Source organism: Pristimantibacillus sp. Z349TD_6, from assembly GCF_056173205.1.
In genome coordinates this window covers 7,460,284-7,477,582 of sequence record NZ_CM149662.1, presented here as the reverse complement: position 1 = coordinate 7,477,582, position 17,299 = coordinate 7,460,284, and the positions used below count along the sequence as shown (strand labels likewise).

20 protein-coding genes are annotated in these 17,299 nt (G+C 44.5%); 19 read left to right on the top strand and 1 reads right to left on the bottom strand.

Annotated elements, in window-relative coordinates; genetic code table 11:
- Positions 1 to 739: 739 nt before the first annotated feature.
- From AC0VYE_RS32435 to AC0VYE_RS32380, 12 genes are all read left to right on the top strand, one after another.
- A complete protein-coding gene (locus AC0VYE_RS32435) occupies positions 740 to 2,104 on the top strand; it encodes a sodium-dependent transporter (RefSeq protein WP_475444903.1) in 1,365 nt (454 codons plus the stop codon).
- Between the two features lie 126 nt (positions 2,105 to 2,230).
- Complete coding sequence (locus tag AC0VYE_RS32430) at positions 2,231 to 3,904, top strand: glutamine--tRNA ligase/YqeY domain fusion protein (protein WP_475444901.1); 1,674 nt, start codon at positions 2,231 to 2,233, stop codon at positions 3,902 to 3,904.
- Positions 3,905 to 3,981: 77 nt separating this feature from the next.
- The gene (gene mobA / locus AC0VYE_RS32425; protein ID WP_475444900.1) at positions 3,982 to 4,584 is read left to right on the top strand and encodes a molybdenum cofactor guanylyltransferase; all 603 of its coding nucleotides are present in this window, start codon (positions 3,982 to 3,984) and stop codon (positions 4,582 to 4,584) included.
- Between the two features lie 151 nt (positions 4,585 to 4,735).
- Positions 4,736 to 5,242, top strand: a complete 507-nt coding sequence (locus tag AC0VYE_RS32420) for a GNAT family N-acetyltransferase (RefSeq protein WP_076266291.1) — start codon at positions 4,736 to 4,738, stop codon at positions 5,240 to 5,242.
- Positions 5,239 to 5,952: a metallophosphoesterase family protein gene (locus AC0VYE_RS32415; RefSeq protein ID WP_339205432.1), complete on the top strand. Its 714-nt coding sequence runs from the start codon at positions 5,239 to 5,241 to the stop codon at positions 5,950 to 5,952. The genes AC0VYE_RS32420 and AC0VYE_RS32415 overlap by 4 nt, the downstream gene beginning before the upstream one ends.
- 3 nt (positions 5,953 to 5,955) lie before the next feature.
- Complete coding sequence (locus AC0VYE_RS32410; RefSeq protein WP_475444898.1) at positions 5,956 to 6,408, top strand: VanZ family protein; 453 nt, start codon at positions 5,956 to 5,958, stop codon at positions 6,406 to 6,408.
- A gap of 74 nt (positions 6,409 to 6,482) precedes the next feature.
- Positions 6,483 to 7,544, top strand: a complete 1,062-nt coding sequence (gene hisC, locus AC0VYE_RS32405; protein ID WP_475444896.1) for a histidinol-phosphate transaminase — start codon at positions 6,483 to 6,485, stop codon at positions 7,542 to 7,544.
- Positions 7,544 to 7,981: a hypothetical protein gene (locus tag AC0VYE_RS32400; RefSeq protein WP_430056819.1), complete on the top strand. Its 438-nt coding sequence runs from the start codon at positions 7,544 to 7,546 to the stop codon at positions 7,979 to 7,981. The genes hisC and AC0VYE_RS32400 overlap by 1 nt, the downstream gene beginning before the upstream one ends.
- A 156-nt stretch (positions 7,982 to 8,137) precedes the next feature.
- The gene (locus AC0VYE_RS32395; protein WP_475444894.1) at positions 8,138 to 8,743 is read left to right on the top strand and encodes a TetR/AcrR family transcriptional regulator; all 606 of its coding nucleotides are present in this window, start codon (positions 8,138 to 8,140) and stop codon (positions 8,741 to 8,743) included.
- Positions 8,695 to 9,132 carry a DMT family transporter gene (locus AC0VYE_RS32390; protein ID WP_305953866.1) on the top strand — a complete coding sequence of 146 codons (438 nt, stop codon included), beginning with the start codon at positions 8,695 to 8,697 and terminating at the stop codon, positions 9,130 to 9,132. The genes AC0VYE_RS32395 and AC0VYE_RS32390 overlap by 49 nt, the downstream gene beginning before the upstream one ends.
- Before the next feature lies 1 nt (position 9,133).
- A complete protein-coding gene (locus AC0VYE_RS32385) occupies positions 9,134 to 9,457 on the top strand; it encodes a DMT family transporter (protein WP_076266284.1) in 324 nt (107 codons plus the stop codon).
- Between the two features lie 129 nt (positions 9,458 to 9,586).
- On the top strand, positions 9,587 to 10,264 hold the full coding sequence (locus AC0VYE_RS32380) for a serine/threonine-protein kinase (protein WP_076266283.1): 678 nt from the start codon (positions 9,587 to 9,589) through the stop codon (positions 10,262 to 10,264).
- Positions 10,265 to 10,330: 66 nt separating this feature from the next.
- On the opposite strand, the gene AC0VYE_RS32375 is transcribed toward AC0VYE_RS32380, so the two are convergent.
- The gene (locus AC0VYE_RS32375; RefSeq protein WP_076266282.1) at positions 10,331 to 10,540 is read right to left on the bottom strand and encodes a hypothetical protein; all 210 of its coding nucleotides are present in this window, start codon (positions 10,538 to 10,540) and stop codon (positions 10,331 to 10,333) included.
- A 303-nt stretch (positions 10,541 to 10,843) separates the two neighbouring features.
- On the opposite strand from AC0VYE_RS32375, the gene AC0VYE_RS32370 reads away from it, so the two are divergent.
- The 7 genes from AC0VYE_RS32370 to AC0VYE_RS32340 all read left to right on the top strand — a co-directional run bounded on the left by AC0VYE_RS32370 (position 10,844) and on the right by AC0VYE_RS32340 (position 17,274).
- Positions 10,844 to 11,263 carry an RrF2 family transcriptional regulator gene (locus AC0VYE_RS32370; protein WP_076266281.1) on the top strand — a complete coding sequence of 140 codons (420 nt, stop codon included), beginning with the start codon at positions 10,844 to 10,846 and terminating at the stop codon, positions 11,261 to 11,263.
- Between the two features lie 73 nt (positions 11,264 to 11,336).
- Entirely contained in the window at positions 11,337 to 11,648 is a 312-nt protein-coding gene (gene trxA, locus AC0VYE_RS32365; RefSeq protein WP_054025488.1) for a thioredoxin, read from the top strand.
- A 284-nt stretch (positions 11,649 to 11,932) separates the two neighbouring features.
- Positions 11,933 to 12,715, top strand: coding sequence for a glycosyltransferase family 2 protein (locus tag AC0VYE_RS32360; RefSeq protein ID WP_256710793.1), 783 nt, complete (start codon positions 11,933 to 11,935; stop codon positions 12,713 to 12,715).
- Positions 12,716 to 12,766: 51 nt separating this feature from the next.
- On the top strand, positions 12,767 to 13,111 hold the full coding sequence (locus tag AC0VYE_RS32355) for a DUF2304 domain-containing protein (RefSeq protein WP_054025487.1): 345 nt from the start codon (positions 12,767 to 12,769) through the stop codon (positions 13,109 to 13,111).
- Positions 13,111 to 13,455 (top strand): EamA family transporter, encoded by a 345-nt coding sequence (locus AC0VYE_RS32350; RefSeq protein ID WP_076266280.1) that lies wholly within the window; start codon positions 13,111 to 13,113, stop codon positions 13,453 to 13,455. Before AC0VYE_RS32355 ends, AC0VYE_RS32350 begins: the two co-directional genes overlap by 1 nt.
- A 32-nt stretch (positions 13,456 to 13,487) precedes the next feature.
- Positions 13,488 to 14,750, top strand: a complete 1,263-nt coding sequence (locus AC0VYE_RS32345) for a phospholipid carrier-dependent glycosyltransferase (protein ID WP_475444890.1) — start codon at positions 13,488 to 13,490, stop codon at positions 14,748 to 14,750.
- A gap of 139 nt (positions 14,751 to 14,889) precedes the next feature.
- A complete protein-coding gene (locus AC0VYE_RS32340) occupies positions 14,890 to 17,274 on the top strand; it encodes a YcdB/YcdC domain-containing protein (RefSeq protein WP_475444888.1) in 2,385 nt (794 codons plus the stop codon).
- The last annotated feature ends 25 nt before the right edge of the window (positions 17,275 to 17,299 follow it).

Here is a 17,299-nt window from a genome sequence, read left to right as displayed (position 1 = left end):
GAGCAATAGACGGGTTTTTAATTAAGATAACAACGGATGCGACTACACGTTCACACATCGTATATTAAGCAAAATGTGATCGGCGTAACCTCAGTTTAAGAGTTAATTGTTGGGCTCATCATACACTTCATACTGGCCTATCGATCCTGCAATTCTTATGAAAATATCGTACTTACACTCTATTCAATTAATATAAGATAGAAGTTGAAAATGGACAGAAACGATTAATCGTTTCTGTCCATTTTTTGATGGTATTAAGTATCTTGAAATTCGATATTTGAGTATTTTTCTATCTAAAATTAAAGTTGTAAATATGCAATTATATTCAAAAGAAACTTTTTACGCAATCAACATATCACCTTAGTATATAGGGATTTATTCATTACGTGTACCTGAGCAATTCGAAGTTTTAAAAGGTTTATATATGCAAATTAATAATTCATTCAGTCCTGTTAACTAGGATCAAATGAATAAATAGAAGCGAAAACGGAGCTGCAATGAAGCAGTGTGAAATATGTTGATTTATGATACTGTTCTTACCACCATTCTGATGATTGGCAAAGTACGAAGTAACCATCGTCAATACATATTCCAGCCAATTGGTTTATGGGTTTTTCAGATGAAACTATACCGGCTCAGACCGTGCGCTTGCAGATATATTTTTTGAAAAAGGTTATACTACCCATCGGAGCAATAGATAAGTCGCAGACAGCTTAGATTACTACAGGAGGAATGGCTTATGAAGGATCAAAAACACGAAGGAGCCTCGCAAAGCGGGGAGAGCGGTACAGGGGAGCGGTTTACGTCCTCAGGATTTATTTTGGCGGCAATAGGCAGTGCGGTCGGACTCGGCAACATGTGGAGGTTCCCGTATATTACAGGTAAATATGGAGGAGCGGCCTTTTTTCTTCTATTTTTTATATGCATGCTGTTAGTGGGACTGCCGGTGCTGCTAGCGGAACTATCAGTTGGTCGAGGCGGCCGCGGCAATGCGTCCTCTTCGTTCACTCGGCTGGGCGCGCATAAGCTGTGGAGCGGCTTCGGCGTTATTATCATTTTGGGAGCGTTCGTTATATTGTCGTTCTATGCGATAGTCGCAGGCTGGACTTTGCATTATGCGATGCTGTCTTTTACAGGGCAGCTGTTTGAAAATAATGATTTTGCGCAGCAGTTCAGTGATCTTAATGGAAGCTGGATGCCGGTATTCTGGCAATTCATCGTCTTGCTTCTAACGGGCCTCATCATTATTCGAGGTGTATCGGCAGGTATTGAAAAGGTTAATAAAATTTTTATTCCAGGGCTGCTTGTATTGCTCATTGTACTTTGTGTGCGTGTAATGTTTTTGGATGGAGCCGGCGAAGGCGCAGCTTTTTTCCTAAAGCCTGACTTTAGCAAGCTGACAGCGGAATCGGCATTCGTAGCGCTTGGCCATGCCTTCCTATCCCTTTCACTTGGCATGGGTACCATTATTACTTATGGGGCGTATGTGGATAAACGGCAGTCGCTTTCTCTAGCAACAGCAGCAGTAGGTACAGGCAATATTGTTTATGCACTTCTTGCAGGACTGATTATTTTCCCTACTACCTTCGCATTTGGACTCGAGGCTTCGCAAGGCCCTGGTCTCGTATTCGTAGCCTTGCCTGCAGCGTTCTCAGCGATGCCCTTAGGGTGGCTGTTTGGAGGGCTGTTCTTCGTGATGATCGCCTTTGCTTCGCTTACTTCAACCATCTCACTGCTTGAGGTGCCGGTTGCTTTCGTTCGCGAGAAATTTGGCTGGAGCCGCAGCTTTTCAGTTATTTTGTTATCCATTCTTTGCTTCGTTATTGGGGTGCCATCGGCTTTATCGCTTGGTGACAAAATACCTTGGCTTACGTTTGGCGGGAAGTCGTTTTTTGACTGGGTTGATTTCGTATGCACGAACATCGTTCTGCCGCTTGGCGGACTAGTCGTTACTATATTTGTCGGGTATGTATGGAAAGGCGGAGCTAAGGAGTCAGGCTTGTCTGGATGGTGGCTGCGAGTATGGTTATTCATGCTGCGTTATGTGGCGCCTATTCTGGTATTGCTCGTATTTCTTTATTCTTCCGGCATTATTTCGTTCTAGTGCACTGGTTTGCTAGGCTCGGGAGCATGCTCTGAAAGTGGCTGATACATACTAAGTATTATAATTTGACGGGAATTTGTGTATTATAAGAGGATAAATATTTTCCGTGGGAAAGGTTGGTCGCAGATGGAGAATGCAGTAGATAACAAGTCCTCATCCTCGAATTTTATAAAAAGCATCGTAGTCGAAGATTTGAAGAGCGGCCAAGTGAAAGAAATCGTCACTCGTTTTCCGCCAGAGCCAAATGGCTATTTGCATATTGGACATGCCAAGTCGATTTGCTTGAACTTTGAGCTGGCTGATGAATTCAAGGGCAAGACAAACTTGCGTTTTGACGATACGAATCCGTTAAAAGAAGATACTGAGTATGTAGAGTCCATCCAAGAGGATGTTCGCTGGCTTGGCTTCGAGTGGGACGACCTTCGCTTTGCTTCCGATTATTTTGAAGAGCTTTACAATCGTGCGGTGTTTCTTATTCAAAAGGGCAAAGCATATGTATGTGATCTGACAGCTGAGCAAATGCGCGAATACCGCGGCACTTTGACTGAGCCAGGCAAGGAAAGCCCGTATCGGAACCGTACAGTAGAGGAAAACCTTGATTTGTTCGCACGCATGCGCGCAGGTGAATTTAAGGACGGCGAAAAGGTGCTGCGTGCAAAAATTGATATGGCCTCAACGAACATCACATTGCGTGATCCTGTGTTGTATCGCATTGCGCATACGCATCATCACCGCACGGGAGATGCTTGGTGCATCTATCCGATGTATGACTATGCTCACCCGCTAAGCGATGCCATTGAAGGCATCACGCATTCGATCTGTACGCTGGAATTTGAGGACCACCGTCCACTCTATGATTGGACGATAGCTGAATGTGAGATGGCTTCCACACCGCATCAATATGAATTTGCCCGCTTGAACGTAACGAACACCGTTATGAGCAAGCGCAAGCTGAAGCAATTGGTGGATGAAGGGGCTGTAGATGGCTGGGATGATCCGCGTATGCCAACGATCAGCGGTTTGCGCCGCAAAGGCTATACACCGGAATCGCTGCGTGCTTTCTGCCGTGAGATCGGTGTATCGAAGAGCAACAGCCTAGTGGATGAGCGCAACCTGGAGCATTTTATAAGAGAAGACCTGAAGCTGAAGGCGCTTCGTACGATGGCTGTATTGCGTCCGCTTAAAGTGGTCATTACAAACTATCCAGAAGGTCAAACTGAGCTGCTTGATGCCGAAAATAATGCGGAAAACGAAGAGATGGGAATCCGTCAAATTCCGTTTTCGCGTGAGATCTACATTGAACAGGATGATTTCATGGAAAATCCTCCGAACAAATATTTTCGTCTGTTCCCTGGCAATGAAGTGCGTCTAAAACATGCTTACTTCATTACATGCCAAGAGGCGATCAAGGATGCAGAGGGCAATGTGATTGAGCTGCGCTGTACCTATGATGTGAAGACGAAGAGCGGATCCGGCTTTAATGAACGTAAAGTGAAAGGCACCATCCACTGGATAGAAGCTTCTCAGGCGATAGCTGCTGAGTTCCGTTTGTTTGAACCGCTCATTACGAGCGAAGCGGAAGATGAAGGCAAACCTTTCATGGAATGTATCAACCCGAATTCACTTGAAGTATTGCAAGGCTTTGTTGAGCCTAATATGAAAGACGCTGTCGGCGGCGATAAATTCCAATTTTTCCGTCACGGCTACTTTAATGTAGATCCGAAGGATACAACAAGTGAGAAGCTTGCCTTCAATCGAATCGTTTCATTAAAGAGCTCATTCGATCCGTCCAAGGCGTAAACCCGTCAAAAATAATACAAGCCTGCCTTGCCTGAGTGCTCGGCAGGCTTTCTTTCTGTTTGGAGGGGGATGAGAAGATGGCGAAGCATGATATTTATGGCTTAATACTAGCTGGGGGCTTAAGCACGAGAATGGGAGCCGACAAAGCGCTGCTGCTTATTGAAGGCAAACCGCTGCTATATCGTCTCGTACAACAGCTAACAGAGCTTGTGCAGCATGTAGTTGTCTCAGTAGGATCGCCTGAGCGTGAAGAGCTTTATCGTAAAAGCCTTGAAGAATTAGGAGAAACGGTAAGCATCGTGACGGATCATTATCCAAAATGCGGCCCGTTATCGGGAATGCACGCGGGCTTGTCCATGATTGCAGAGGGTTATGTATTTGTTATGGCGTGTGATATGCCACAGTTGTCCGAAGGATTGCTGGCTGAGCTAATGACTCATGTGGAAAAAGGGGTAGACGTAATCCATGCGTCTGACCAGCCTTTTCATGCACTCTATCATGCTAGCATTGCCATTCAAATAGAAGAAGCGCTAAAGGAGCAAGATTATCGTCTCATGGGTCTATTGCGCCGGCTTCAGACCATCGAGGTTTCTCTGCTAGAGCAGCATGGTGTATCTGTTTTTACGAATCTCAACACGCCTGAAGATTATAACAAGTATAGGCAGGGACAAGGGGACTGAAGAAGCTCGCCCTTTATAGGCGAATTAGACGGAATCTACCATGCAGCATAGATGCTTAAACATTCAGCGATGTGATATAATTTGTCAAAGTTGTAATAGGCCTATTTAAAGCAGCATCCATCTAGACGTAGAAGGGTAAGAGGTGGCAAGTATGACCAAAGAACTCAAATATGAAATTATCGATGCGCAGCTAAGTGATCTGGGGCGTATTGTTGATATTTATAATTCAACAATTGCAAGCAGAATGGTGACGGCTGATCTTGAGCCAGCTACTGTAGCTAGCAAAAAAGCGTGGTTTGATGACCATTCTCCTGATTTCAGGCCGCTATGGGTATTAACGATTGAAGGGGAAATCGCAGCTTGGTTTAGTTTCCAATCATTTTATGGCAGGCCCGCTTACAATGCAACTGCCGAGATAAGCATTTATATAGCGGAAGAATACCGCAAGCTTGGTCTTGGAACGGTACTGATTCAGAAAGCGATAGAGGCAAGTCCGGGCTTGGGGATAAATACGCTGCTTGGTTTTGTATTTGGACATAATGAGCCGAGCCTCGCTCTGCTTCGTAAGTTTGGATTTGAGGTTTGGGGTCATTTGCCTAAGGTAGCGGTACTGGACGGTGTAGAAAGAGATCTGGTGATCTCGGGGAGGCGTATATGAAGCGAACGCTTGTGATTAGTGATATTCATGGATGTTATACACCTTTTAATGATTTGCTTGAACGTATGAATTATTGTCCCGGCGAGGATCAGCTTATGCTGCTTGGTGATTTCGTTGATAGGGGGCCGCAAAGCAGAGAAGTGGTAGAGCAGGTCATCGGCTTAGTCCAAAAGGATGGAGCAATTGCCATTCAAGGCAATCACGACGAGAGGCTCGTTGATGTTATGCTGGAGCGAAGCGAGCAGGCGCTGCTTAAGTTTACCGGCCATGGCGGCAGGCAAACCGCAGAGAGCTATGCTGGCATTAAGCAAGGTCCGATTGAGTATGTTATCGATCAAGCCAAAATAGCTGTTCAAGAGCGTTATGCGCATCATATGACTTTTCTGGACAACCTGCCCTATTATCATGAGGATGAACACTTTATATATGTACATGCGGGTCTGAATCCGAATTACTTGAATTGGAAAGAGCAGCCTGCCAGAGATTTTCTTTACATAAAACAACCATTCCTTGAGAGGCCGACCAATGTAAACAAAACGGTTATTTTCGGCCATACAAAAACCATCGATATTCATGGAAAACCAGATGTTTGGTTTGGCGCAGGGAAGATTGGCGTTGACGGAGGATGTGCAACAGGACATCAGCTTAACGGACTAGCGATTACAGGAGCGGCAGAGTTTAACGTGTATTCTGTCCCTTGGAGATTGTAAGGGATGCGCGGGTATTCGAAAGCCATATTCAAAAGCTCTCTGCTGAATATGTTGATTACCGTAATTGCTTTGTTCTACACCTTGATCATGTGCTGGCTTTTATTTCATCGTGGCCGTTATTTTGGCGAGGGGTATAACTATAATCTGGTACCGCTTTATACGATAAAAAAATATATCATCCATTATGATCATTTCAATCCTGACATTTGGTTCAAAAACTTATTCGGAAACATTGTCTTATTCATACCGATCGGCATATTCCTGCCCTTATTAAATAAGAAGTACTTGAAAGTATTTAGACTGACAATGGCCACGATTATGTTGATTACAGCCGTTGAGCTTACTCAAATGTTGACGCGGGTGGGCAGCTTCGACATTGACGATATTATTCTTAATACGTTTGGCGCGCTGCTTGGACTGCTGATGACTAGGCTTGTCGTTCGTCGGACTCTGTAATTAACACATCCTTTAATGTTAAAATAATTGAAAAGAAGCGATAGAAATATCGATTACGAAAGGAAGAATTGTCATTGAGTAAATTTTGGAGTCCGCTCACTGCTTCACTGGTGCCGTATGTCCCAGGCGAGCAGCCAAAGGATAAGACATATATCAAACTGAATACGAATGAAAATCCGTACCCGCCATCTCCGAAGGTAATTGATGCGATCAAAGGTGCAGCTAATGCTGATTTGCGGCTTTATCCCGATCCTACTTGCGAGGGACTTGTGAAAGCGGCTGCTTCCTATTACGGATTGCGGGCTGAGCAAGTGTTTGCGGGCAACGGTTCTGATGAAATTTTAGCTTTTGCGTTCGCAGCTTTTTTTGATCCGGCTAAGACGGTACTGTTCCCTGATATCACTTACAGCTTCTATAAGGTGTATGCGAAGTTATATGGCTTGCAAACAGAGCTTATCGCATTGGACGAGCAGTTTAACGTTCAAGTCGAAGCTTTCCATTCGGATAACGGTGGTATCATCATACCGAACCCGAATGCGCCAACGGCTCAATTGCTTCCGCTCGAGGATATTCGTACATTGCTTGCAAGCAATCCCGACCAGGTTGTTATCATCGACGAGGCTTATATTGACTTCGGCGGACAATCAGCAGTGGAGCTTATTCACGACTATCCGAATTTGCTTGTCGTTCAAACACTCTCGAAATCCCGTTCGCTCGCTGGGCTTCGCGTTGGTTTTGCTTTTGGCAGCGAGGAGTTAATTGATGGATTGAATCGAATCAAAAATTCATTTAATTCCTATACGATGGATCGGCTTGCTTTGGCAGGCGCCATTGCTGCACTTGAAGATGATGCTTATTTCCGAGATACGACGGATAAGGTCATTGCTACACGAGAACGTGTAACGGAGCAGGTGAAGGAGCTCGGCTTTGCTGCAACAGACTCGAAGGCAAACTTCGTCTTCATTTCGCATAAAACGATAGCAGCTAAGGACATCTTTGTGCAGTTGCGCGATAAGGGCGTGCTGGTCCGGTATTTCGATCAACCTCGGATTAATGAATATTTGCGGGTGAGCATCGGAACGGATGAAGAAATGGAAGCCTTTATTCGGGCACTCCAAGAAATCGTAGGCGAGTAATGGAAGAGGTTACGAAGGAGCAATTGTTGTTTCGGCGGTCGATGCGGTTGGTACTAGTTTTAAGTGCCATCTATGCTGCAGTGAGTAATGTGTTTCTATATACAGCTTATTATTATAGCGGGATTGTGGAGCAGAGCTACATCATTTGCATGATTATGATTATTGCGTTCGCTTTGCCGATCGTAAAGTTTTTTCGAAATCAGCATTGGTACTTTCCGATCTTCATATTTTTGTTCTGGATCCCGTTTAGCGTGCTTCTCGCATTTATACTAAGCCAAGTGCTTCCTCTATCGGACAATACGGTCGATTTTGGACTGCTGCTTGTTTACTGCCTTATTTTGAACGTTATCGTTACGCTGCTTGGCATTACACTGGGCATGATCTTTAATGGAGGATCTACGCTTTGGAAGAAATATAGCCAAGCCTCAAAGCAATAACAATAAAGCCATGTATGATCTCCTATGAAGGGGAGCGTGCATGGCTTTATTTGATGATCGTTATTTTCATCTTGACTAAATGATTATTTCATTTTAAAATTTGTAAAAACTAACGTTCGTTAGGCAGGGGAACGAAAGCGGATCGGAGGGAATGACATGAGTGCTGAATTAACAACGTCGGAACGAATAAAGCTGGCGGCGCTGGCGATGTTTGCAGAATCAGGCTATGAGGGGGCATCCTTGTCAGAAATTGCCAAGGTAGTGGGCATTAAGACGCCATCCATATATGCGCATTATAAATCGAAAGAACAACTGTTCTTGCAGCTCATTCAGGAAATGATTGTTGAAGAGCATAATCAGTTTATAGAGCTTCTTCAAGATATGGATCAGGCGCCGATTAAGGAACAAGTGCATCGACTGTTTACTTTTTTTACCGATCTCACTCATTTAACGACAGGTCAAGCTTTCTTGAAGAAAACGATGCTTGTACCGCCGCGCCATTTGCGCGAACAGCTCAATCAAGATTTATTGCGCTATGAGTATGAACTGAACAAGGGAATTATTAGCGTGCTGGAAAAGGGAGCGTCACAAGGGTTGTTTAACCTGGAAGAGACGGAACGGTTAATTGCTACCTTCTATGTATGTGTAGATGGCATCCTTGTTGAGAATCAAATATATGGAAAAGAGCTGCTTGAGAAAAGGAAGCAAATGGTGTGGCAATCATTATGGCAGATTTGGACGATGACAGCGAGAGAGGATTGAAAAAAATGCAATGGGTCTTTTTATTATTAGCAGGGTTTCTTGAGGTAGGCTGGACGTTTGGCCTCAAATATTCGGAGGGCTTTACAGTGCTTGTTCCAAGCATAATAACAGTGGTGCTGCTTGTCATAAGCTTTATGCTGTTTGCCCGCGCAATGCGTACGATTGAGATTGGCGTTGCCTATGCTATGTTTACGGGAATTGGAACAGTAGGCACTGTTCTCGCAGGTATTATTATACTGAATGAACCGGCTGATTTTTGGCGTTTGTTCTTTATCGCATTGCTTGTAGGGGGCATAGTTGGACTTAAGCTTGTGTCAAATGACAAGCCAGCTCCTGACAAAGCACCAAAGGCTGTAACCAACATAGAACAAGATAAGGTGGGTTCATAAAATGGCATGGGTCTTTTTAATCATATCAGGCTTCGGTGAGGTCGCCGGTGTTACTTTCATGAAGCTCTCTGATGGCTTTAAACGCTGGAAGGGGACGGTAGGGGCGATTGGGGCTGGTTTCGTGAGCTTTTTCTTCTTATCTAAAGCGTTACAGACGATTCCAATTAGTACGGCATATGGGATATGGACCGGAATCGGCTCGATAGGCAGCGTAGTGCTGGGTATGGTCATTTTTGGAGAGTCGAGAAATTGGCGCAAGATGCTGTTTCTCTCTATGATTATATCAGGCGTTATCGGGCTGAAAGTAGTAAGTGGAGGCCATTAGGATCAAGTTTGAAGCGAGACCGTGCAAAAGGGCTGTAAAGCTTTTTGGTGCGGTCTTTATTTTTGCAGCTACTGGTCTTACAATGAAAGGAAAGCATGTATGTAGATAGGGAGAAGAGGAGTACTTACTATGGAGGAGAAGCAGCTGAATACGTTTATTGCTCTTATGGAGCAGTCATTGCTCTCGGAGCTTGTGCTTGATAGCGTTGACCCCACAAATCCAATCCGAGTAGCGGAGACGCCGCGCGGTTGGAGACTGCTTGGGGCGGGCAATTACGCTGGCGTATTTACACATCAGGATTATTCAGATATAGCTGTGAAGGTTTATGCGCCAGGCCGAGACGGCTGGGAGAGTGAGTGCGAGGTTTACCGGCGAATTGGCACGCATCCTGCCTTTTCAACTTGTTATCATGCCGGAGAATATAAAGGCCATTATTATTTGATTTTAAAGCGATTAAAGGGAAAGACCTTATATCAGTGCATCATTGATGGGGCAGCAATACCAAAAAAGGCGATAGAAGATATTGATCAAGCGCTGGAGTATGCAAGATCCCGCGGTTTGTTCCCGCATGATGTGCATGGAAAAAATGTAATGATCAAGGATGGAAGAGGCATCGTGCTTGATATTTCAGATTTTTTGAAGGAAGAGCCGTGCACGATGTGGGATGATTTGAAGAAAGCCTACAATCGTATCTACATGCCTTTTCTATCCAAAAAACCGATTCCGGTTCCCGAATGGGTGCTGAACGGTGTTCGTAAGGGCTATCGTTTTATGAGGAATTCTTCCGTAGTGGGACGCTCGTCCTAGGGAAGCAGCACAAGCAGCGGCTGCCCTGCAAGGGTGCCGCTGCTTGGCAAAGCTTTGCCGCACATCTTAATGCTCCTCGTCAAACGCGTCCAGCAGCGTCTTGGCGAGATCGGCATCCTTTTTAAGCACATGAATCCGTTTCAAGGAATTGCCCTCAATGGTGATTTTGGTTTTCAATCCATTAGTTTTGAAATGAGCTTCCAATCGGTCTATGAGCTCCGATCTAGAACCCCCTTCCGTACGAATGACTACCCATCGATTCCAAAATAACGCCATTATGCGTCACCTCCTTAAAGTTTTACATTGTAAAACTAGTGTAGGAAGCCATGTGCCCATTGGATTTGAATGTTTTCTTATACGTTCAAATCAAATAAGGATGCACCTTTCATATTTATTCAGCAGAAGCCTTCAAACATGACAGAAAACCTAAAAAAACATTTGCCTTTAATCCAAAATCTGTTGGGGAATAACGTGATTGCTCCTGCCGTATCCTAAGAAAGCGAGATGGCGACCTGACCTATTGACAAACTTAACTGTAACGGATAAAATTACAGTATAAAGCAGGGAGGCCCTTAAACAGTGAACAGCGAATTTACGATTGCCGTACACAGTCTCGTTTACTTGGCTTATTTACCGGAAAGAATGGCTAGCAGCGATATGATCGCCGAGAATGTCGGCACACATTCTGCTCGTGTTCGCAAGGTAATGGGTGGTTTGCGCCGCAGTGGATATGTAGATACCCGTGAAGGCTCAGGAGGCGGCTATAGGCTGACGATTGACCCGAATGTGGTAACACTTGCCGATATCTATCGCGTGATGGCACAAGGCTCGCTAATTCCGAGCTGGTGCTCGGGCAACCCAGAGATGGATTGTGTTGTTGGGTCGAATATGAATCAAGTGATGTTCGGCATATTTTGTACAGCGGAGAAGCAGCTGGAAAGTCATTTTAGCGCGATTACGATTCAGGATGTGTTGAAGCAAATTCACGCATGCGGTTAGCAAATGATGTTTCATTTAACGGTGAGACGGGTATTCCCTTTATCATACACATTGTTTGGAGAGGATGATTGAAATGGCAGTAGCATTGACGAAAGAAAACTTTAACGAGTCCATTCAAAACGGCGTTTCCCTTGTAGATTTCTGGGCACCTTGGTGTGGACCTTGCAAAATGCAGCTACCAATCGTTGAGGAGCTTTCCGCTGAGCTGGAAGGCCAAGCAGTAATTGCTAAAATTAACGTTGACGAGCAGCCAGAACTTGCTTCACAATTCGGCGTTATGAGTATCCCAACATTGATTTTGTTCAAAGACGGTCAACCCGTTGACAAAATGGTTGGCGTACAATCCAAAGATGCTTTGAAAGCAAAAATTTCCGGCCAAATGTAAGCAACATTTTGTAATAAATAACCGTCTTAATATCGTCTGGTATCAGTGAGCAACTGGTGTCAGGCGATATTTTTTTTCTGGAAACTCTCATTTTCAATAAGATAATATTGGTATAAAAGGGAGTAAGTGTGAATGTAAAATTCGACCTAATTAAGCAAATGTTAAGGAAATAATAAGCGTTTATACCAACCTTATCTGTTGCTTTATACTAATTTAGTTAGTAGAATTAAAAATAATTGTACGCAGCAGCGTGCCCTAACTTTGATTTATGGAGTGGTGATGTAGTGAACGCAGTCAGTACGAAAAAGGACAAAACGGTTACCGGTGAGTCCCTGCGGCAAGGTATGACATCTTCAAAAATTTTGATCATTATACCGGCTTATAATGAAGAACACAGCATAAGCCATGTGATACATGATGTGAAGACACATTGCCCAACTGCTCATATTCTGGTCATTAATGATGGCTCCAAAGACCGTACACGTGAAGTGGCTGAAGCGAACGGTGCTTCTGTTATTACACTTCCGACCAATTTGGGCATCGGCGGAGCTATGCAGACGGGATATCGTTATGCCCACCGTTATGACTATGATGTAGCCGTTCAAGTGGACGGAGACGGTCAGCATAAGGCGGAGCAGCTTCATTTGATTTTGGATCCCGTGCTAAGCGGGAAAGCGGATTTGGCGATTGGTTCACGTTTTATTGAACAAACCGGCTTCTTGTCCTCTGCAACGCGTAGAGTTGGTATCAAGATTTTATCTACTATTGTTACTGCAATGACACGCAAGCGTGTGCTGGACGTAACCTCAGGGTTCCGCGCTGCAAATAAACGTGCGATTGCTGTATTCCAAAGCGATTATGCGACAGACTATCCAGAAGTGGATTCCATCGTGCTTATTCATCGCAGCGGATTGCGTACAAGCGAGGTGGCAGTCGTTATGGAAGCACGTACAGGCGGTACGTCATCAATAAATGCGATGCGTTCGGTTTATTATATGGTTAAGGTAACATTGTCGCTATTCATTCGCAGCTTGAAAGCAACGAAGCCAGTCGAGGTTCAATCTTAGAAAAATGCTTACGATGAGAGTTTGCTCTGCAAACTTTAAGGAGGATACACCATGCAAGCCTTGTGGATTATCACAAGTGTGGTTTTTTTGTTCGTGCTGATTATGTTGATTAACCGGAGATTGCTCCGTGAGCAGTATTCAATGCTCTGGCTTTTGTTTGGTGTAGTGATGCTGATATTGTCCGTGCGCGTCCAGATTATTGATACGCTGGCCCACGCGATTGGTATTGCTTATGCCCCGGCGCTGCTTTTCCTAGTCGGAATTTTATTTTGTATTATGCTTATTTTGCATCTTACAGTCATTGTATCCAAATTGTCAGAGAAGGTTATTCGTCTTACACAAGAGCTTGGAATTTTACATCACGAGCTGCATGAACGCAAAAGGTCGGATTCATAATGGCATATATCATATTGTTTTTTAATATTTTGCTGCTTGTTTCTGGCCAATTATTGTGGAAAACAGGAATGAACAAAATGGATACGGCGAAAGGCGACACATGGGTATCGTTATTGTGGTCGCCTCATATATGGTCAGGACTTGTTTTGTACGGAATTGCTACCGTTCTTTGGTTGTACGTACTTAAGAAGCTGCCGCTTAGCCTTGCCTATCCGCTGCAAAGCTTGGCTTATGTAATAGCGCTGGTTGCAGCTGTATTTATATTTAACGAATCGGTACCGCTGCAGCGCTGGATAGGCGCAGCTATTATTTTGGCGGGTGTAATCGTACTCGCTTGGAAATAAGCCGCTTTCAACATTGGGGAGGATCAATTTACGTGGTGGAATGGGTTAGGAAAAACAAAGCATGGACGATAGCGATCGTTCTTATTTTTATGCTTGCCTTTTGGCTGAGGGTTGATTTTCTTACATCGGTCAAACATAACATTTCACATGATTCGAAGTATTACGATGAGATGGTGCACCGGTTGCTTGATGAAGGCATTTACGCCTACAAGGAAGAGGTTTCAAATGCAAGGGTAACACCGGGTTATCCACTTTTTATGACGGGTATGTATTTGGTGGCTGATCAAATCGGCGTAGAGCCGTTCCCGCTTATTCGTTGGGTACAGGTGTTAATTAGCATGGCTACACTCATTATCATTTATATGATTGCGATGCAGGCAACAAGAAACAAATGGGTTGCAATTGTAGCGTTTTTTATTAGTGCAATTTATCATCCCTTCATTTGGGCAAATGGAGCGGTTCTCACAGAAACGCTCGCATTATTTCTCTTAATGGCCTATCTGTCTATGCAGTTATATGCCTTTCGTACCGAACGAAAGCGCGATGCTGCGTTTGCGGGTATCTTGTTAGGCCTGACAGTACTTGTTAGGGCGGAATTTTTACCGATTTTTGTTCCTTTGTACGGAGTGTTTTTGCTGCAGAAATGGTTCAAGAAGAAATCGGGTGTGCAGACCGAGGTTATATCCAAATGGGCTATTTTCAAAAAAGTTTTATTAATGGGTGTTATCACTGGACTGTGCTTATCGGCTACGATGCTTCCTTGGTGGATAAGAAATGTCGTTTCATTAAATGAATTTGTATTGACTGCTTCCCAGTCCAATCCGTTCAAAGCGGGTACTTATCCGAATAAAGATTATACAGACAAGATCGTTGATCCAACGGGATTGACGCAGGATGAGGTTGCATGGGCGCGCATCAAGGCTGGATTCACGCAGCAAACCTGGAAATATGTAAAATGGTATACGGTAGGAAAGCTTAAATATACTTATACGCATATGTTCTTCGGCTCAGGACATTCTCCTATGTACCATGCCTATCCGAAGGTAGCATACTTACATGTACTGATTATATACAGCACGATTATTCCTCTGCTTGCCCTGATATGGAGATGGAGACATCCTGCAGCCATGCTGGCGGTGGTCATCTTCGTCATGACGATGATTAGACTTGTATTCGTACCGGAATATCGATATAACTTTACCGTTATGCCCCTGTTTATTATACTGTTCTCTTGGCTCGGTATTTATATTTTGCAAAAAATATGGGCATATATTGAACGTAGAAAAACGGCGTAGCAGTTTTAACTGTATATTATCAAAGACTGCCTAAAGGACAAGCGCCTTGGGCAGTCTTTTTTCGCTTATTGTGCAACTTCCACAATGTATGGCGCGTCTAATTTATGAATAAATTGGAAAAGCATTGGAGGGTGAAGCAGTGAGGATCAATCATCGAAAGAGGCTTGCGGTAGTGCTATCAACAGCGATGCTTATGAGTATGTTGCCAGCAACGGCATTTGCTGAGAGCTCAAACAAGCCAGCAGTGACGAATGCAGCAGCAAAAGCCGTGCCATCGTCGGAAGGAGACATCATGAAAGAAGGATTTGCAGCTCCAGTTGATGTAGCAATTACGAAGGAAAAAGCGGAAGCACTAGCGAGGCAGTATGTAAGCATTCCGAAGGAGTATGTCCTCCAAGGAGCTAGTCTTAATATGGAAGTGATGGCTAGCGGCAAACGTAATGCTTGGGGACTGGATTTCGTGAAGAAGGTGAACGGCAAGCATTTGGGAAGCATCTATGTTCGTATTCATGCGGATAAAGGTCAGCTTCTTGAGTTCAACTCTTATACCGATAACCCATCTGCCAAACCAACGTATCCGCTTAAGGTTGAACGTGATGCCGCTCAGCAGATTGCGCTCCAATTCATAGATAAAATCGCAGCTGATTATAAAGGACAAATTCAATACAATCCTGACTATGGTGTTCAACTGCGTCCACCGCTAACGGGTGAGGTTGTGCATTCCATTCGTTATGATCGGTTGGTGAATGACATACCCTATGTAGATAACTACATAGAGCTTGAAGTGGATAGTGAGGGGCATGTCCGAAGATTTTCCTTGCAGTGGGATGATACAATAATTTTTCCAAAAGTAGATGCAAAGCTGTCGGCAGCAGAGGCAAATGAAAAGCTGAGAGCAGCAGCAGCTCCACTGTTAGCTTATATCGTGCCTTACAATATGCAGGGGAAAAGGAAACCTTTGCTTAGTTACGAGCTTCAGCCTATATCAATCGATGCGGTGACTGGCCAGTTAAAGGATCAGTCGAGAGACAATTATTTTAGAGCGGGAACGATATCGGAAACTCCTATATCCGAGAAACCTTTAGGCGAAGAGCCGAAGGCGGGGGCAGTTACCGAGAAGCAAGCGATAGATGCGGTAAAAGCTGCTTTTGCGCTGCCGGCAGGGGTGGAGCTTAATGGTTCCAATTACAGTGAAAATAGCAATGAGAGCACAGGTGAAACCGAAGCCTATTGGCAGCTGAATTGGACAGTGAAAAAGGATGGCAAGGAAGTGGGCTCAGCTTCAGCTTCCGTTAACGGTCGCACTGGAGAGGTTCGCCATTTCAATACGTATATGTATAACGAACAAAGTCAATCAGGCGGGACAAAGGTGACGCTAGAGCAAGCGTCAACAGCAGCGGTAGAAGCGATTAAGAAACGTCTGCCATGGCTAACGGATGAGCTATATTTGGTCAAACCTGATCCGAAGCAATATGAGGGGATTGTCGCAGGGCAACCTAGTCAATACTATTTCAATTTTGTACACAAAATCTATGGCGCAGTGGTTGAATACGACAACATTAGCTTATCGATTCATTCAAGTACTGGGGAAGTTGTAAATTACGATGCTAATTTGTCGAACTTTGAATATCCAGCTGAGGCTCCTGCCTTGATTAAGAAGGAGCAGGCAGTTGACAGCTGGCTGAATTATTACCGAACACAGCTTACGTATCGGCTTGTGCAAAGCTTCGCATGGAACGGGCAGCCAATTCCAATTGAAAAATATAAGTTGATGATTGCTTCAGGCGAAATAAGAGGCGACGAAGTGGATAGAAAGACAGAGGCAGAACTAGTTTACCAATTAGTGCCTAAGCTTATGGATGAGTCAGTGTTCCTCGATGCAGTGACGGGCGGCTGGCGAAATCGGGAAACAGGTGATGTCACACAGCTCGAGAAGCCGAAGGCTAAGGATATTGAAGGACATTTTGCACAGCGTCAGCTTGAACTAATGGTTGCATACAAAGCGCTTGATGTGAAAGATGGTCTTGTGCGTCCCAATGAGGCGGTTACACGCGGAGAGCTGATTAAAATGCTGGTACTAGCGCGCAGCAGCGGAGTATCGCCGCTCTCGATGTCCTTCAGTAATCAGCTCGGTGGTAAAGCCTCATTTAATGATGTAGCTGCAGATTCCAGCTATTTCGTTTATGTTGAAAGTGCATTGGAACAAAATTTGATAGATGTTGGGGATGGCTCCTTTAACCCTAGCGGTAAAGTATCCCGTGATGAGATGGCTGAGCTGATCGTGCGGGCACTTGGTTATAATGCGCTTGCGAATTATGATCATATATTTAAAGCCTCGTTTAAAGACTCGGATCAGATCCAGAATAAGGGGCAGGCAGCCATTGTTGTCGGTCTCAAAATTATGAGCTTATCCGATGGCAAGTTTTTGCCTAAGAAACAAGTGACGCGAGGCGAAGCATCGGTAGCGTTTTTCCGTTACCTTCAATCGCGCGCAGAGCTGCAAGAAGCGCCGCTTCGGATGTAATGTATTCTTAATACAAGAAACCTGG

Coding starts and splice junctions, on each gene's coding strand:
- AC0VYE_RS32435 (WP_475444903.1), top strand. CDS start 740: ATGAAGGATCAAAAACACGAAGGAGCCTCGCAAAGCGGGGAGAGCGGT.
- AC0VYE_RS32430 (WP_475444901.1), top strand. CDS start 2,231: ATGGAGAATGCAGTAGATAACAAGTCCTCATCCTCGAATTTTATAAAA.
- mobA (WP_475444900.1), top strand. CDS start 3,982: ATGGCGAAGCATGATATTTATGGCTTAATACTAGCTGGGGGCTTAAGC.
- AC0VYE_RS32420 (WP_076266291.1), top strand. CDS start 4,736: ATGACCAAAGAACTCAAATATGAAATTATCGATGCGCAGCTAAGTGAT.
- AC0VYE_RS32415 (WP_339205432.1), top strand. CDS start 5,239: ATGAAGCGAACGCTTGTGATTAGTGATATTCATGGATGTTATACACCT.
- AC0VYE_RS32410 (WP_475444898.1), top strand. CDS start 5,956: ATGCGCGGGTATTCGAAAGCCATATTCAAAAGCTCTCTGCTGAATATG.
- AC0VYE_RS32400 (WP_430056819.1), top strand. CDS start 7,544: ATGGAAGAGGTTACGAAGGAGCAATTGTTGTTTCGGCGGTCGATGCGG.
- AC0VYE_RS32395 (WP_475444894.1), top strand. CDS start 8,138: ATGAGTGCTGAATTAACAACGTCGGAACGAATAAAGCTGGCGGCGCTG.
- AC0VYE_RS32385 (WP_076266284.1), top strand. CDS start 9,134: ATGGCATGGGTCTTTTTAATCATATCAGGCTTCGGTGAGGTCGCCGGT.
- AC0VYE_RS32380 (WP_076266283.1), top strand. CDS start 9,587: ATGGAGGAGAAGCAGCTGAATACGTTTATTGCTCTTATGGAGCAGTCA.
- AC0VYE_RS32375 (WP_076266282.1), bottom strand. CDS start 10,540: ATGGCGTTATTTTGGAATCGATGGGTAGTCATTCGTACGGAAGGGGGT.
- trxA (WP_054025488.1), top strand. CDS start 11,337: ATGGCAGTAGCATTGACGAAAGAAAACTTTAACGAGTCCATTCAAAAC.
- AC0VYE_RS32355 (WP_054025487.1), top strand. CDS start 12,767: ATGCAAGCCTTGTGGATTATCACAAGTGTGGTTTTTTTGTTCGTGCTG.
- AC0VYE_RS32350 (WP_076266280.1), top strand. CDS start 13,111: ATGGCATATATCATATTGTTTTTTAATATTTTGCTGCTTGTTTCTGGC.